15 protein-coding genes are annotated in these 15,879 nt (G+C 67.7%); 8 read left to right on the forward strand and 7 right to left on the reverse strand.

Annotated features, from left to right (window positions below):
• The first annotated feature begins 44 nt into the window (after positions 1 to 44).
• The 4 genes from PVZ77_RS23775 (at position 45) to PVZ77_RS23790 (ending at position 4,577) form a co-directional block, all read left to right on the forward strand.
• The gene (locus tag PVZ77_RS23775; RefSeq protein ID WP_273808493.1) at positions 45 to 1,490 is read left to right on the forward strand and encodes a cytochrome ubiquinol oxidase subunit I; all 1,446 of its coding nucleotides are present in this window, start codon (positions 45 to 47) and stop codon (positions 1,488 to 1,490) included.
• Positions 1,487 to 2,509: a cytochrome d ubiquinol oxidase subunit II gene (gene cydB, locus PVZ77_RS23780; protein ID WP_133862893.1), complete on the forward strand. Its 1,023-nt coding sequence runs from the start codon at positions 1,487 to 1,489 to the stop codon at positions 2,507 to 2,509. The genes PVZ77_RS23775 and cydB overlap by 4 nt, the downstream gene beginning before the upstream one ends.
• A complete protein-coding gene (locus tag PVZ77_RS23785; protein WP_017640936.1) occupies positions 2,509 to 2,670 on the forward strand; it encodes a DUF2474 domain-containing protein in 162 nt (53 codons plus the stop codon). The genes cydB and PVZ77_RS23785 overlap by 1 nt, the downstream gene beginning before the upstream one ends.
• A 1,013-nt stretch (positions 2,671 to 3,683) precedes the next feature.
• Positions 3,684 to 4,577, forward strand: coding sequence for a proline iminopeptidase-family hydrolase (locus PVZ77_RS23790; RefSeq protein WP_273808494.1), 894 nt, complete (start codon positions 3,684 to 3,686; stop codon positions 4,575 to 4,577).
• On the opposite strand, the gene PVZ77_RS23795 is transcribed toward PVZ77_RS23790, so the two are convergent.
• Positions 4,574 to 5,950: a GTPase/DUF3482 domain-containing protein gene (locus PVZ77_RS23795; protein WP_273808495.1), complete on the reverse strand. Its 1,377-nt coding sequence runs from the start codon at positions 5,948 to 5,950 to the stop codon at positions 4,574 to 4,576. The two genes, PVZ77_RS23790 and PVZ77_RS23795, sit on opposite strands and share 4 nt — an antisense overlap.
• A complete protein-coding gene (locus tag PVZ77_RS23800; RefSeq protein WP_273808496.1) occupies positions 5,947 to 7,335 on the reverse strand; it encodes a DUF2868 domain-containing protein in 1,389 nt (462 codons plus the stop codon). Before PVZ77_RS23800 ends, PVZ77_RS23795 begins: the two co-directional genes overlap by 4 nt.
• An 81-nt stretch (positions 7,336 to 7,416) precedes the next feature.
• Between PVZ77_RS23800 and PVZ77_RS23805 the strand changes: the two genes are divergently transcribed.
• Positions 7,417 to 7,932: a dihydrofolate reductase gene (locus PVZ77_RS23805; protein ID WP_273808497.1), complete on the forward strand. Its 516-nt coding sequence runs from the start codon at positions 7,417 to 7,419 to the stop codon at positions 7,930 to 7,932.
• A gap of 118 nt (positions 7,933 to 8,050) precedes the next feature.
• On the forward strand, positions 8,051 to 8,959 hold the full coding sequence (locus PVZ77_RS23810) for a hypothetical protein (RefSeq protein ID WP_273808498.1): 909 nt from the start codon (positions 8,051 to 8,053) through the stop codon (positions 8,957 to 8,959).
• Between the two features lie 226 nt (positions 8,960 to 9,185).
• Here the strand turns inward: PVZ77_RS23810 and PVZ77_RS23815 are convergent, their stop codons facing one another.
• The 4 genes from PVZ77_RS23815 to PVZ77_RS23830 all read right to left on the reverse strand — a co-directional run bounded on the left by PVZ77_RS23815 (position 9,186) and on the right by PVZ77_RS23830 (position 13,277).
• On the reverse strand, positions 9,186 to 9,623 hold the full coding sequence (locus PVZ77_RS23815; RefSeq protein WP_273808499.1) for a hypothetical protein: 438 nt from the start codon (positions 9,621 to 9,623) through the stop codon (positions 9,186 to 9,188).
• Positions 9,624 to 9,786: 163 nt separating this feature from the next.
• Positions 9,787 to 10,794 carry a nucleoid-associated protein YejK gene (gene yejK, locus PVZ77_RS23820; protein ID WP_273808500.1) on the reverse strand — a complete coding sequence of 336 codons (1,008 nt, stop codon included), beginning with the start codon at positions 10,792 to 10,794 and terminating at the stop codon, positions 9,787 to 9,789.
• Positions 10,795 to 10,857: 63 nt separating this feature from the next.
• A complete protein-coding gene (locus tag PVZ77_RS23825) occupies positions 10,858 to 11,736 on the reverse strand; it encodes a GntR family transcriptional regulator (protein WP_273808501.1) in 879 nt (292 codons plus the stop codon).
• An 86-nt stretch (positions 11,737 to 11,822) separates the two neighbouring features.
• Positions 11,823 to 13,277 carry an amino acid permease gene (locus PVZ77_RS23830; RefSeq protein ID WP_273808502.1) on the reverse strand — a complete coding sequence of 485 codons (1,455 nt, stop codon included), beginning with the start codon at positions 13,275 to 13,277 and terminating at the stop codon, positions 11,823 to 11,825.
• Between the two features lie 218 nt (positions 13,278 to 13,495).
• Here PVZ77_RS23830 and PVZ77_RS23835 point away from each other — a divergent pair, with 218 nt between their 5' ends.
• Entirely contained in the window at positions 13,496 to 14,539 is a 1,044-nt protein-coding gene (locus tag PVZ77_RS23835; RefSeq protein ID WP_273808503.1) for a GlxA family transcriptional regulator, read from the forward strand.
• Positions 14,540 to 14,709: 170 nt separating this feature from the next.
• Entirely contained in the window at positions 14,710 to 14,865 is a 156-nt protein-coding gene (locus PVZ77_RS23840) for a hypothetical protein (RefSeq protein WP_273808504.1), read from the forward strand.
• A gap of 75 nt (positions 14,866 to 14,940) precedes the next feature.
• Here the strand turns inward: PVZ77_RS23840 and PVZ77_RS23845 are convergent, their stop codons facing one another.
• Positions 14,941 to 15,846, reverse strand: coding sequence for a DMT family transporter (locus tag PVZ77_RS23845; protein ID WP_273808505.1), 906 nt, complete (start codon positions 15,844 to 15,846; stop codon positions 14,941 to 14,943).
• Positions 15,847 to 15,879: the final 33 nt, after the last annotated feature.

Raw genomic sequence — 15,879 nt, forward strand, 5'->3', positions numbered from 1 at the left:
CGACCGGCTGCTCTCGACGGCCGGCGTGCCTGAGAGGAATAGCTATGTTCGGCCTCGAAGCCCTGGATCTCGCCCGGATCCAGTTCGCCTTCACCGTGTCCTTCCACATCGTCTTCCCGGCGCTGTCCATCGGTACCGCGAGCTTTCTTGCCGTGCTCGAAGGGCTGTGGCTGAAGACCGACAACCACGTCTACAAGGATCTGTATCATTTCTGGCTGAAGATCTTCGCGATCTTCTTCGGCATGGGCGTGGTGTCCGGTCTGGTAATGGCCTACGAGTTCGGCACCAACTGGAGCGGCTTCGCCGACTATGCCGGCGCCGTGACCGGCCCGCTGCTGACCTACGAGGTGCTCACCGCCTTCTTCATCGAGGCCGGCTTCCTCGGCGTCATGCTGTTCGGCTGGAATCGCGTGGGCCGCGGCCTGCACTTCTTCTCGACGGTGATGGTGGCGATCGGCACCCTGATGTCGACCTTCTGGATCCTGGCCTCCAACAGCTGGATGCACACCCCGAGCGGCTACGAGATCGTCGACGGGCGCATCGTCCCAGTGGACTGGCTGGCGGTGATCTTCAACCCGTCGTTCCCCTTCCGCTGGGCGCACATGACCATCGCCGCCTACCTGTCGGTGGCCTTCCTGGTCGGCGCCTCGGCGGCCTGGCACCTGCTGCGCGGCAACGACAACCCGGCGGTGCGCAAGATGTTCTCTATGGCCATGTGGATGGCCCTGCTGGTGGCGCCCATCCAGGCGTTCGTCGGCGACGCCCACGGCCTCAACACCCTGGAGCACCAGCCGGCCAAGATCGCCGCGATGGAAGGCCACTGGGAGAACCCCCCGGGCGAGGCGACCCCGCTGATCCTGTTCGGCTGGCCCGACATGGAGCGCGAGGAAACCCGCTTCAAGCTGGAGATCCCGGTACTCGGCAGCCTGATCCTCAAGCACAGCCTCACCGAGCCGATCCCGGCGCTCAAGGACTTCCCCAAGGAAGACCGGCCGCCGGCCTATGTGGTGTTCTGGTCGTTCCGCATCATGGTCGCCCTCGGCATGCTGATGATCGCTGCCGGCCTGTGGAGCGCCTGGCTGCGCTGGCGCGGCACGCTGTTCGAGACCCGCGGCTTCCTGCGCCTGGTCACCTGCATGGGGCCGGTCGGCCTCATCGCCCTGCTGGCCGGCTGGTTCACCACCGAGGTGGGCCGCCAGCCGTGGATCGTCTACGGCCTCCTGCGCACCAGGGACGGGGTGTCCAATCACAGCGTCACCCAGCTGAGCATCACCCTGGTGGCCTTCGTGGTGGTCTACTTCGCCGTGTTCGGCATCGGCACCCTCTATGCGCTGCGCATGATCGGCAAGGGTCCGCACACCGGTGAAGGCGACCTGCCCACCTCCGGCGGCCCGGGCACCGATCGCCATCCCAAGCGTCCGCTGTCCGGCGCCGATGGCGGCCTGGAAGAAGACAATCCCAATGACCAGCTGACCGGAGACCGCGCATGAACGGCATCCCTGGCATCGACCTCCCGCTGATCTGGGCGATCATCATCATCTTCGGCCTCATGATGTACGTGGTCATGGACGGCTTCGACCTGGGCATCGGCATCCTCTTCCCCTTCGTCAAGGGCAAGGAAGATCGCGACGTCATGATGAACACCGTGGCGCCCATCTGGGACGGCAACGAGACCTGGCTGGTGCTCGGCGGGGCGGGGCTCTATGGCGCCTTCCCGCTGGCCTACGCGGTGATCCTGCCGGCGCTCTACCTGCCGCTGATCTTCATGCTGATCGGCCTGATCTTCCGCGGCGTGGCCTTCGAATTCCGCTTCAAGGTCCAGGAAGGCAAGGAAGCGCTGTGGGACAAGTCCTTCATCTTCGGCTCGCTGCTGGCCAGCTTCTGCCAGGGTGTGGCCCTGGGCGCCTTCATCGAAGGCTTCCCGGTGGAGAATCGGCAGTATGTCGGCGGTCCGCTGGACTGGCTGACGCCTTTCTCGATGTTCTGCGGCCTGGGCGTCATCGCCGCCTATGCGCTGCTGGGCAGCACCTGGCTAATCATGAAGACCGAGGGCCCGCTGCAGGCCACCATGCGTCGCCTGACCAAGCCGCTGCTGTTCCTGCTGCTGGCCTTTACCGCGGTGGTGAGCATCTGGACCCCGCTGAGCCAGGCGGCCATCTCCGCCCGCTGGTTCAGCATGCCCAATCTGGTCTGGTTCCTGCCGGTGCCGATCCTGGTGGGCGTGGTGACCCTGGCCCTGCTGCGCGCCATCCTGCGTGAGGATTCGCACCATGCGCCCTTCCTGCTGACCCTGGCGCTGATCTTTCTCGGCTACAGCGGCCTGGGCATCAGCCTCTGGCCGAACATCATCCCGCCGGGCGTTTCCATCTGGGAGGCCTCGTCGCCGCCGCAGAGCCAGCTGTTCCTGCTCATCGGTACCCTGTTCATCATCCCCATCACCCTGATGTACACCTTCTGGGGCTACTACGTGTTCCGCGGCAAGGTACGCGCGGGGGAGGGCTACCACTGATGGTCGGCCGCTCGCGCGAACCCAACCCGGCCGATAACAAGCCGCTCTGGCAGCGACTCGCCTGGATGGCCGGCATCTGGGCCTGCAGCCTGGTGGCCCTGGGCGTGGTGGCCTGGGTGCTGAGATTGGTGCTGACGGCGGCGGGGCTCAAGTCGCACTGACCCTTCCGTGTGTTGGTAGATGAGGCTGCGCCGTCATCCACCCTACGCGAGGCGCGATCCTGTGCTGGAAAGCTACCCTTTACGCCAGACAGCCCCCTCTCCCGCTTGCGTGGGAGGGTTGGGGTGGGGGTAGCTCAACCTGCCAAGCTAATTTGCGGTGTGCTCGGTAGGCTTTTGTTCCGCCCTCGCCGGGCGGGTTACTTTTTTCAGTCGCAAAAAAAGTAACCAAAAACGCTCGCCCCGACTGGCCGGTCCTGCGCTTTGCGCAGGATACCCTCATGTCAGCGCCGCTCCAGCGGGCCGGGGCCGAAGGGCCGTCCTGGCCCTCGGCCCCTTTCGCGGCATCCATGCCGCTCACCCGCTTGCGCGACACTGCCGTTCGGCCGGCCAGAGGGGGCACTGGGGTGCCGGCTGATACTTCGAGTTATTCGGTCTGTGTTGGCCCGTCGTAGTACGGCTTCTTGGCACTATTGCTTAATGCCATACCGAAAAACGCGAAGAGCTGACCAGTTTTCAAAGGGACCTTCAGCCGGCACCCAGCGCCCTGTTCAGTAGGCCGAGTGCAGCCGTTCTGTAGGTGGGTGAGCGGCAAGGATGCCGCGAAAGGCGTCGAGGGCCAGGACGGCCCTTCGATGACGGCCCGCCGGAAGGACGGCGGAGCGAGGGAACCCGGCGCGTAGCGCCGGGCCGGATGACCAGGGCAAGCGTTTTTGGTTACTTTTGCCGCGTCTGGCAAAAGTGACCCGCCCGGCTGGGGCGGAATAAGAAGCTTCCGAATACACCTCAAATCAGCTTGGCGACTAGATAAGCCCCCCCCCCCCAACTCTCCCCCGCAAGCGGGAGAGGGGCTGTCTAGCGTGGAGGAGGCATCCGGCGCACAGGGGGCATCCAGCGCAGAGAATCCACTAGTTACGCGAATCAGCCACCCTCCAAACCTACAACTTTTCCCAGTTATCCCTCTTCCACCCGCCCGCTAGCCTGACCTCGTTCCCATCGAGACGAGGAAGGCATCCATGCAGGTTCAAGAAGGCTACGCCGATTTCCACGGCCACCAGACCTGGTACCGGGTCACCGGTGAGCTGGCCAGCGGGCGGTTGCCGCTGGTGGTGGCCCATGGCGGGCCCGGCTGCACCCATGACTATGTCGACAGCTTCAAGGACCTGGCCGAGCACGGCTGGCCGGTGGTGCATTACGACCAGTTGGGCAATGGCCGTTCCACCCACCTGCGCGGCATCGATCCGGGATTCTGGACGGTGGCGTTGTTTCTCGACGAGCTGAACAACCTGCTGCGCCATCTGGGTATCCGCCAGTACGCGCTGCTCGGCCAATCCTGGGGCGGGATGCTGGCCGCCGAGCATGGGGTGCGTCAGCCTGAAGGACTGCGGGGGCTGATCATCGCCAATTCGCCTGCGTCCATGGCGCTCTGGCGCCAGGCTGCAACAGGGTTGCGGGCCGAATTGCCGCCCGAGGTGCAGGCCGCCCTGGAGCGCCACGAGGCCGCCGGCACCACCGACTCGCCCGAATATCGCGCCGCCAGCGAGGTCTTCTATGCGCGCCATGTCTGCCGGGTGCAGCCGCTGCCGACCGATGTGGCGCGGACCTTCGCCGCCATCGATGCCGATCCCACCGTCTATCACGCCATGAACGGCCCCACCGAGTTCCATGTGATCGGCAGCCTCAGGGATTGGAGCGTGATCGAGCGCCTGCCGCGGATCCAGGTGCCGACGCTGCTGATCTCCGGCCGCCATGACGAGGCCACGCCGGCCTGCGTGGAGCCCTTCGACCGGCTCATCGCGGACGTGCGCTGGCGGATCTTCGAGGATTCCAGCCACATGCCCCACGTGGAGGAGCGCGCGGCCTGCATGGCCACGGTGGCGGACTTTCTCGCCGAGGTGGAGCGCGGCTAGGCGTCGGCGTCGAGGGCCGCAGCGATCTCGTCGATGCGGCTCTGGCGGTCGTCGGCCTGCAGGCGCGGACGCGGATTGAGCGCCGACCATTCCGGATGGGCCCGGGCCACCTGCACGGCGGGGGGCAGCTTGCCCTCGCGCCAGCGCTGCTCGTCGGGGGCGGCCACCTCGATGGCGCCCTGGGCGGCATGCCCGCGGATTTCCAGGGCTGCCAGCAACTGGCGTTGCCGCAGCGCCAGCAGGCGCAGCACGGCGTCGTCGATGGACAGTTCCCGTCCACCGCGCAGCTTGCCGAACAGCCGCCGGCCATAGTGGCCGCCGGTCTGGGCCAGGCCACCGGCCAGGGCGCCCAGCACCGTGGCGGCGCCCAGGGTCAGGCCGCCAGCGAGCAGGTCGAGGCCGACCCCGGCAGCCGCCCCGGCCGCCACCCCGCCGCCGAGGCGGATGCCCAGCAGGCGCAGGGTTTCCGGATTGAACAGGTCATCGCCCCAGCGGCCGTCCAGCAGCGGCAGGTCGCTGGCATGGGCATCGCCCGGGCGAAAGCCAAACAAGCGCAAGAGTTCTTCCACACAGCGCTGTTCGCGGGTGCGCAGGGCGTCGCGCAACTCGGCGGTCGCGGTGCTGACCTCGGCCTCGCCCGGCGCCACGCTGCGCCGGGCGGCGGCGGCGTCCACCAGCAATTCCGCGATCAGCCGCACGCCTTGCTGATGGCGGCGGCGGGCCTGCTCGGCATGGTCGGCGATCAGCCGTTGCAGCGCCGGGCGGCCGCTTTCCAGCAGGGTCGCCAGGCTTTCGTAGAGACGCGCCTCGCCATCCGCCGGCGGGGCGACGCTGTCGAAGCGCACCAGGGCGTGCAGGCCGAGACGGGCCAGGATGGCGCGCCAGTCGTCGGCGCGGTGACCGTCGGCGGCGACGAAATTGAGCACCGGCACCAGCGGCCGCCCGCAACCAGCCAGCACCGCCAGTTCGTCGCGGTACTTGGCCAACACCGGCTCGCGGGCGTCGATCACATAGAGCCCGGCATCGGAGGCGCGCAGCTGGCGAATCACCTTGGCCTCCTGCTCGAATCGCTGGCGGGCTTCCACGCTGTCGAGAAAGCGATCGAGCAGGGTGGCGGCGTCAAGGCGTTCGCCGGGTCGTTCCAGTTGTTCCAGGTAGTCGCGCAGGGCGATGGCGTCTTCCAGACCGGGGGTGTCATAGAGCTCCAGCAGGGCCTCGCCGTCCACCGACAATCGGGCACCCTCGACGTGACGGGTGGTGCTGGGACGATGGGAGACCTCGCCGAAGTCGACGTCGCGGGTCAGGGTGCGCAGCAGTGAGGTCTTGCCGACATTGGTGTGACCGACCAGCGCCAGGCGCAGGGGGCCGCTCATGGATTCGTCTCCAGCCAGGCCAGTTCTTCGAGATCGCCGGCGCAGTGTGCCAGACGCAGGGTGTCCAGCGCCTGCCGCCAGTTGTCCAGGCGGACCGGATCGAGCTTACTGCCCAGGGGCGCGGGCAACAGCCAGACGCGGGTCGCCGTGGCGCAGCGCGACAACTCTGCCAGCAAGGTCAGGGTACCGCGATCCGGCGACCGGCGCGGATCGCAGGCGATCAGCAGGCGGCGCGCCGGATAGCGGGTCAGCTGTTCGAGCAGATGGCGCCGGCCCTGGCCATCGTCAAGGATGCCGGCATCGCGCACGCCCTCGGGCAGCGGCGGCGGCCAGGTATGGTCGGTGAGTTCGATGCCCACCAGCAGCGCCTCGTCGCCGGTGCGGGCGAGGCCGCCGGCGTTCTGCTGGGGCAGCTGTGCGGGGGCGGCGTCGTTCACGCCCAGGCGTTCGCTGGTGGGCAGCAGGCGTTCGCGCAGTTGCAGATAGCCCGGGCGCTCGACGTCCAGCCGCAGCCGTTGGCGCCCGCGTCGCCAGCGCCACAGGCAGAGCAGGGTCAGCAGCAGTCGTGGCAGCAGGCCATAGACCAGCACCACGCCCAGCAGCCAGCCGGCCCAGGCCTGACGTGCCGTGGCCAGGGGGGTGGCGGCATCGCCACTGGCGGCGATGCTGGCCGGATCGGGCAGGGGAAAACCTAGCAGCTGGGGCAGGGCGCCGAGCACCTGGGTAAGCAGCACGAAGGTGTCGCTGCCAAGCAGGGTGGTCTCCCAGACGAACAGATAGCTGCGCCCGGAGAGCAGCGCCAGCAGGGTCGCCAGAGCGCTGCCGAGGATCAGCCCCCAGAGACCGTGCACCAGCCCGCCCAGCGCCCAGGGCAGCAGACGGGCGCGGCCGAGCAGCCCGACCAGCGCCGGACCCAGGTGCAGGGCGCGGGCATCGCGCGCCAGGCGGCCGGAGAGCCATAGCCAGAGGCGCGCCAGCGGCGAGGCCAGCTGCCGCCCTCCACCTAGCAGCCCAAGGGTCCAGACCAGCAGGCTGAGCAGGTTGAGACCGAGCAGACTGCCCAGCGCCCAGAACACATTGACCGGGCGGCTGCCGTCACCCAGGGCCCCGGCGGCGAGGCCCGCGCCGCAGAACAGCGCGACGATGCCCAGCAGCCAGGCGGCCAGCAGCGCGCCCTGGCGCCAGCGGCGCCGCGCCGCCAGCAGGCCGTCGCGCTGGCCGAGCAGGCGGGCGCGGGTCACCAGCCGCGACTCGAAGGGGCCACCGGCCGCACGCGCCTGGCGATTGGCCTCGGCGTCTTCCAGCGGGCCGCTGTCTTTCTCGGTCAGGCGCAGGGCTTCGGTGAGCCAGAGATCCTCGAAGGCGGGAGAGGGGAGTGCGGTCACGCGTCGGCGCCCTTGCGGCAAAGACGCCGAGCATAGTCCCTGGCGCCCTGGCTGTTAACGCCTCTGTTATGCTCTGTCACCATGAAAACCTCTCTTCCCCTGAACCTGATCGTCGCCGTGGCCGACAACGGCGTCATCGGCATCGACAATCGTCTCCCCTGGCACCTGCCGGCGGAGCTCAAATATTTCAAGGCCGTGACCCTCGGCAAACCGCTGGTCATGGGTCGCAAGACCTGGGATTCCCTGGGCCGCCCGTTGCCGGGCCGACTGAATCTGGTGGTCTCCCGTCAGACTGATCTGGTGGCCGAAGGTGCCGAGGTGCGGACGTCGCTGGCCGCTGCCGTGGAGCGCGCCGAGGCCTGGGCGCGGGACCGCGAGGCCAGCGAGATCATGCTGATCGGCGGCGCCCAGCTGTTCGCCGAAGCCCTGCCGGTGGCCCAGCGCCTCTACCTGACCCGGGTCGCCCTGGCGCCGGCCGGGGATGTGTTCTTTCCCGCCTGGAACGAGGCCGAGTGGGCACTCGTCTCGCGGCAGGAGCACGCGGCCGAAGCAGACCGTCCGGCCTATGCCTGCGAGGTCTGGGAGCGCCGGGCCTAGGGTCGGTCGCGACGCCTGGGTTCTCCTGCCGATTTCCTCCGGCGCTAAGCAAAGCCTAAGGCTGCCCTGGCATAAAGGAAGCTGAGGCGAGCCGCCTGGGCGGCCGGAGGGTGCAGACATGATGGCGATCGACAGCCAGATGCAGACGACAACGGCAGGGACTCGAGCTGCTCGGTCAGATGCGGCAGGCAACCAGACCACCCCCTCGGCCGAAAGCGGCCAGACTACCGATGCGTCCGGTGGCAGCGCCGTCGCCGTGGACCTGTCGCCCGCCGCCCAATTGATCGCCGGCCTGCTGCCGGGGCAGTCCGGCGGCAATGCCGATCTCGACGGCTTCATGCAGATTCTTCAGCAGCAGATCCGCAGCCAGGGCACCGATGCCGCCGTGCTTGGCGAACTGCCTCAGGACGCCGGTGCCGATCGCGTGCAATTGGCCAAGCAGGCGGCCAATCACCTGCTGGTGAGCTATTACCATGACGACAGTCGCTATGCCGACGCCTCCACCCAGGATCCCTTCGCCAATCTGGACAGCGACAGCCTGACGCGTATCGCCAGCGACGATTCCGGCACCTTTACTTCGGCTGAACGTCAGCTGGCCTATTTCGAAGGGGCGCAGCGCGGCACCGATGGCGCCAACGTGGCCTTTTCCGCTCTCTCCACATCAGGCCAGGGCGCCGCCGCCTGGAACTGGGCCCCTGCCGCCACCGAGGATGCCGGCATCCTCGGGACCCTGAATCCGGGCGCGCCGGGCTGGCAGTCGGGTCAGTTGAACACCCAGCTCATCGATGGCGTGAGCGCTGGCGGGGTGGCGACTGCGGCGGCTCAGGAAACGGCCGTGTTGTCGACGCCGACCTTTGGCGTCACCACCGGGGCGGATGGCGCGCCCCAGTGGACGACGCAACCGGCGGACGGGCAGGACGCCGGGGCGAGCACCGCGCTGGATGGCAGCATTCTCACCCAGATGACCGGCGCGACGGCGGCGCCTTCGCTGTCGCTCTATCGTCAGATCGCCGCCTACGGCGGTTGAGGTCAGGCAGTACCGTGGTCTTACCCTGACTGTTGGGCTTCGACGATGGAGCCGTCTCAACCCAACCTACGCGGGTCGGTAGGTTGGGTTGAGCGCAGCGAAGCCCAACATTGTCAGGCCGTGCGCATGAGTGTCGGGCTTCGACGATGAAGCCGTCTCAACCAACCTACGAGGTCGGTAGGTTGGGTTGAGCGCAGCGAAGCCCAACGCTCCCGGCAACCAGCGCTCAGATCGCCCGCAGCTTTTTCGCCGGCAGGTAGTCGCGGTGGACGCGCTCTTCCACCAGGTACAGCCAGCAGGGGCCTTCCACCTGGGGAAAGAGGCGCACTTCCTGGATGCTGCTGGGCTTGATCGCACCATTGCCCAGCTGCACGGCCACCTCCTGCCCCAGGCGGAAACGCGGGATGACGCCACTGTCCACCACGCTCTGCTCGGCCTTGGTCGCCGGACGGCCCAGGTATTCGCCCAGATCCACCGGACCGGAAGGGCCTTCGGCGACGGTGTCCACATGGAAGTTGTAGGCGGTGGCCAGGCCTTCGTCACCACCGTGGATCTCGCCCTGCTTGATGCGCGACACGGCCTGGTCGAGGGCGGCGTCGAGCGTCAGTTCGTTGTTCGATTGCAGGGTGATGACGATGCGGCGTTCGAAGGGGTACTGGCTCATGGTTTCGACTTTTTCGGCAGATAAGGAAAAGAAGGGACATCTTGTGCCCCCTTTGGCCGGCCGCTGTCCAGCCGGGGGCGCCCGATCGGTGATCGCGTTTGCAACGCTAGGTGTCCAGCGGCCCGGCGGTCATTCGCGGATGACCGTACTCGCTGCGCTCAGGCTAGTCATTGCGCCGCTTGAGCTGGTCTTTCAGCTGGGTCGGCACCTCGCGAATGATCAGCAGATCCTGGCCTTCGTCGTATTCGATGCGCGAGCCCAGCAGGTGCGCCTCGAAGCTGATCGACAGCCCCTCGGCGCGGCCGGTGAAGCGGCGGAATTGATTGAGGGTCCGCTTGTCCGCCGGGATCTCCGGGGCCAGACCATAATCCTTGTTGCGGATGTAGTCGTAGAAGGCGCGCGGTGCCTGGTCATCCATCAACTCGGAGAGGGCGTCCAGGGCCATGGGCTCGCCGCGCTTGGCCTGGCTGCTGGCGTAGTCCACCAGGGTGTCGGTCTTTTCCTTGGCGGCCTCTTCCGGCAGGTCCTCGCTCTCCACGTAGTCGCTGAAGGCCTTGAGCAGGGTGCGGGTCTCGCCCTTGGCGTCGACGCCTTCCTGGCAGCCGATGAAGTCGCGGAAGTAATCCGAGACCTTCTTGCCGCCCTTGCCGCGGATGAAGGAGATGTACTGGCGCGACTGCTTGTTGTTGCGCCACTCCGAGAGGTTGATCCGCGCGGCCAGGTGCAACTGGCCCAGGTCCAGGTGCTTGGCGGGAGCGACTTCCAGACTTTCGGTGACGGTCACCCCCTCGCTGTGGTGCAGCAGGGCGATGCTCAGGTAGTCGGTCATGCCCTGCTGGTATTGGGCGAACAGCACATGGCCGCCGGTGGAAAGGTTGCTGCTCTCCATCAGCCCCTTGAGGTGCTCCACCGCCTGACGACTGAAGGCGACGAAGTCCTGTTCGCCTTCCAGGTAGGCATGGAGCCAGCCGCTGAAGGGATAGGCGCCGGATTCCTCGTGGAACAGGCCCCATGCTTTATTTGGCTTGGCGTTGTAGCTGTCGTTGAGATCGGCCAGCAGATTCTCGATGGCCTGGGAGTCGGCCAGTTCGGCGTCCCGCGCGTGCAGGGTCGCGGGCTGGCCGTCGGGCTTCTTGTCGATCAGATGGACGATGGCGTGACGGATCGGCATGACGGCCTCGGGTAACGGAGAAAAGTCCACCAGTCTAACGCTCCCGCGCCCTGGCGGGCAGGCTCAGCGTGCGGCCGTTGCCTGCTTTTCCTGCAGCGCGTTGCCGAGGTGGCGGGTCATGAAGACCGCGGCGTCTTCACGGCGATTCTCCAGCAGCAGATCGATCAGCTCCAGGTGCTCCTGGCAGCGGCGCTGGGCCTGCTCGCGATCCACCGACTTCTTGTATTCGATCAAGCGGCGCAGGCGATTGAGCCGGCGCAGCGCATCGAGGATGAAGGCATTGCCCGAGCAGCGGGCGATGGTCTCGTGCAGGCGGGTGTTGGCGTCGAAGATTTCCGCGGGCGAGGCCTCGAACACCCGGCCCGCGGCCAGCAGCGCCTGCTCGTCGCGGCAGCGCCGCAATTCACCTGCATCCAGGGTGAAGCTGGCGTCGCGGATGCCGGCCGGTTCGATCAGCAGGCGGAAGGCATAGCTCTGGGCATAGGCGTCGGGCGAGGTGAGACCTTCGACGAAGCTCCAGCCGTAGCCCGGCAGGCGCTCGGCCCAGCCCTCCTGGACGATGCGCCTGAGGATGTCGGCCAGTTGCCCACGGGTGACCCGGTAGCGGCGGATCAGCTCGTTTTCCGTGACCTTCAGCGGCAACTCGCCTTCGATGCGATCGCGGGCGATGGTCAGGTACAGGCGTTCGCTGGCGGACACCTCTTCGCGCGCCTGGGGCGTGGCGTCCAGGGCTGCGGCGGCCACGGCGAAACCGCCCTCGGGATGCCGTGCCAGCAGGCTCTGGTCGGCCATCTGCTGCAGGGCGCTGCGCACCGGCGAGCGCGACACCCGCAGCCGCTCGGCCAGGGCGCGCTCGGGCAGCCGCGTGCCGACCGCCAGCTGGTGCGAGGCGATGTAGGTGAGGATGTCGGGAATCAGTTGGGAGGCGAGGGTGGTGCCCATGGCAGCGCTGGCGAGTCGATCGGAAAGATCCGGGATGCTAGCACGGGACCCGCCGGGCGCCGCCGGCGGGTCCTGCTGGCGAGCGCTCAGTCCCCGCTCGGGCTGACGTCCATGTCCTTGAGCTTAACCAGCCGGCTGCCGTGTTTGAAGCGATAGCCCAGCCAGACGGCGAGGAACAGCGGCAGGCTGATGTAGGTGGCGGCCAGGCCCAGCCAGTCGACGCCCTGGGGGCCGAACAGGGCGGCATAGTTCTGCCCCAGGGTGATCACCAGGCAGAGGGCGAAGGCCAGCAGCGGGCCGAAGGGAAACAGCTTGGCGCGGTAGGGCAGGTCTTCCAGGCGACGACCCTGGGCCAGGTAGCCCTGGCGGAAGCGATAGTGGGACACGGCGATGCCCAGCCAGGCGATGAAACCGCACATGCCCGAGGTGTTGAGCAGCCAGCCATAGAGCGCCTTGTCACCCACCAGGGAGGTGAAGAAGCACAGGGCGCCCACCGCGGTGGTGGCGAACAGGGCGTTGCGCGGCACGCCATTGCGCGAGACGCGGGCGAACAGCCGCGGCGCCTTGCCCTGTTCGGCCAGGCTGTGCAGCATCCGGGTCGAGGCGTACATGCCCGAGGTGCCGGCGGAGAGCACCGCCGAGAGGATCACCGCGTTCATCAGGCTGGCGGCGAAGGCCAGGCCGGCGCGCTCGAACAGCAGGGTGAACGGCGAGACGGAGACGTCGGTGGCATCGTTCTGCAGGAGGCGCGGATCGGTGTAGGGGATCAGCATGCCGATGACGAAGATCGCCAGCACATAGAACATCAGGATGCGCCAGAACACCTGGCGGATGGCGATGGGCACGTTCTTGCGCGGATTTTCCGATTCGCCGGCGGCGATGCCGATCAGCTCGGTGCCCTGGAAGGAGAAGCCGGCGATCATGGCTACCCCGACCATGGCTTGCAGACCGCCGACGAAGGGCGCCTCGCCCTGGGTGAACACGGAAAGACCTGGCGGTTCGATGCCGCTGAAGATGCCGAGAATGGCGGCCAGGCCCAGGCCGATGAAGACCACCACGGTGGCCACCTTGATCAGCGCGAACCAGAATTCGCTCTCGCCGAAGCCGCGCACCGACACCGCGTTGAGCAGGAACATCAGCGCGAGGAACAGCGCGCTCCAGATCAGCCCGGGCACCTCGGGAAACCAGAAGCCCATCACCAGCTGCGCCGCCACCAGTTCGGCGGCGATGGTCACCGCCCAGTTGTACCAGTAGTTCCAGCCGAGGGCGAAGCCGAAGCCGTCTTCGACGAAACGGCTGCCATAGATGGAGAAGGAGCCGGATACCGGCTGGTAGGCAGCCATCTCGCCAAGGCTGGTCATGAGGAAATAGACCATCAGGCCGATCAGCGCATAGGCCGCCAGGGCGCCGCCCGGACCGGCGGTGGCCACGGTGGCGCCGGAGGCGACGAACAGCCCGGTGCCGATGGAGCCGCCGATGGCGATCATGTTGAGGTGACGGGGCTTGAGCCGGCGCTGCAGACTCGGAGAGGCGGTGGACATGGGGTTTCCAGCTGGCAGTTGAAGGGGCCGGACGTTGGCTCTGGCGGCCATTCACGGTCGTCGGGCGCAGGGCGGTGCACCCACCACCTGCGGCCACCGGCACGGGCAGGTGGCAAAAAAGCGGCGAAGCTTAGCAGGCTAAGGGCGCCAGGTGGGATGGCGGTCGTCGGTGCGCGACTGTCGCAGTCCGATCATCGCCGGGCCGAGCTTCGGCTAGCATGATCCAGGGTCCCAGCAGGCAGCGCAGCGTGATCGATTCGAGAACCTTTGGCAGCGGTATCCAGGGCAAGAACTACCTGCAGTTGCAGTCGACACGGCCGCGGCCGGAGTTTTCCCGGGTGGTCGGCTTCATCCTGCTCGACCACTTTTCCCTGCCGTCCTTCACCCAGGCGCTGGATACCCTGGTCACCGCCAACCTGCTGGCCGCCGGGACCTTCGCCACCCGGACCTACAGCCCGACCGGCGCCGAGGTGCTCAGTGACCTCGGCATCGTCATCCGTCCGGACGGCGACTACCGCGCCGCGGAGAGCGCCCGCTTCGATCTGCTGGTGGTCTGTGGCGGACTGCGGACACCGCTGGAGCTGGATCCGCGGCTCAAGGCGCTGCTGCTGCGCGCGGCCAAGCAGCAGGTGACCCTCTGCGGCCTGTGGAATGGCGCCTGGCAGCTGGGCCAGGCCGGAATGCTGGACGGCTATCGCTGCGCCATCCATCCCGAGCAGCGCAGCGCCTTCAGCGAACGGGTGCGCGGTTGCAAGACCTCGGCGGAAAGCCATGTGCTGGATCGCGATCGCCTCACCGCGGCCAGTCCCAGCGGCGCCTTCCACCTCTTCCTCGAATGGATCGGCGCCCAGTGCGGCAGCGCCCTGGCCGATGGCCTGGTCAATATCCTGGCCTTCGAGGAATCGCGCTTTCGCCAGGTCAATCCGACGCTCAAGGTGCAGATGACCCCGCCGCTGCGCGAGGTGGTGACCCTGATGGAGGCCAACATCGAGGAACCCCTGACCATCGAGCAGCTGTGCGACTACGCCGGCCGCTCGCGGCGCCAGGTCGAGCGGCTGTTTCGCGAGCAGCTCGACACCGCGCCCATGCGCTATTACCTGGAGTTGCGCATCACCGAAGGCCGCCGCCTGCTGCAGCATTCCACCCTGTCGGTGCTGGAGGTGGCGGTCGCCTGCGGCTTCACCTCGGTCACCCACTTCAGCAAGAGATACTCGGCCTACTTCGGCTATCCGCCGTCCAAGGAGCGGCGGTTGAAGTATTGAGGCGCCTGTTGCTGCGCTCGGGGCAAAGGAGCAGAGGGTGCGCCCCAGAGCGTTTCGTCGGCGCACAGGAACGGCTACGCATCGCCCCGCTCGAAGCCTTATCCCGGCGCGACACGGCTTGCGTGACGCGTCAACGGATACCCCGATGACCTACCGAGCGAGGATGTCCCATGACTGACCCACGTAATGTCGCCCACGACAAGAAAGTGCAGCAGGAAAAGAAGCATCAGGGCGAGGACATCGCACCCAATGCCGAACACGCGCCGCAGCCGGGCAAGAAACCCGCGCTCAAGGACCACGACGAGCAGGCCGACGACCAGGCCTGACCGTCTGCCAGCCTCGCGGCACGCGAGGCCTTCGCCGATGCTGACGGCCGTCAGCATCGCACCTTCCCGCCCGAGTCAGCTGCCCGGCGCCAGCGCCGGCTCCGGTTGCCGGATCCGCTCCGCCGCATTCAGGCACAGCAAGCCCGCCAGGGCGAACAGCAGACCGAACAGCATGCCCGGTGCCAGGGGTTCGTCGAAACAGGCCCAGGCCAAGAGTAGCGCCACCGGCGGACTCAGGTAGAGCGCGCCACTCACCGCCTGGGGGCTGCCCTGACGCAGGCACAGCCAGTAGAGGCCGAAGCCGAGCAGGGTCGGGATCAGCAGCCAGAGCACCGCCAGGGCGAAGCCGAGGGTCAGCGGTGGGGTCAGCGGACCTTCTACCCCGGCCACCCCCAGCATCACCAGACTGCTGGCCGCGAGCTGGATGAACAGCTGGGTCCGCAGCGCCAGTCGGCTCGGCGGCAGGCGACTCTGCACCAGGGTCGCCAGCGCCAGGGCCAGGGCGCTGCCCAGCGGCAGGGCGTAGGCCCAGCCGGGGGCCACACCCAATCCCAATCCCGCGCCGGTAGCCAGCAGGACGCCCGTCAGGCCCAGGCCCAAGCCGAGCCACTGGCGTCCGTTGGTGCGCTGGCCCGGCAGCAGGCAGCAGCCCAGCGCCACCAGCAGCGGCGACAGATCCGACAGCAGCGCCGCCAGCCCGGGTGAGACGCCCAGTTCGATGGCCTTGGCCGCCGGGCCTGCCGCTCCGGCGAAGGCCAGCACGCCGATGCCCGCCTGCTGGCCGATGATCTTCAGTGGCAATCGCCGCACTTCGGCCCAGGCGAAGGGCAGCAGCAGCAGGGCGGCCAGCAGCAGGCGCCAGAAGGTCACCAGCAGGGTCGGGGCCTGGTCCGCGGCGTAGCGATAACCGACGAAACCGGCGCTCCAGCACAGCACCAGGGCGAGCTGGCGCAGCAGCGGGGAAGACAGGATGGCAGGCATGACAGGGCTCCAGATGACGGGATGCCTTGAGCC

The organism is Pseudomonas sp. SHLD1, from assembly GCF_028640935.1.
GTDB lineage: Bacteria > Pseudomonadota > Gammaproteobacteria > Pseudomonadales > Pseudomonadaceae > Chryseomonas > Chryseomonas aestiva.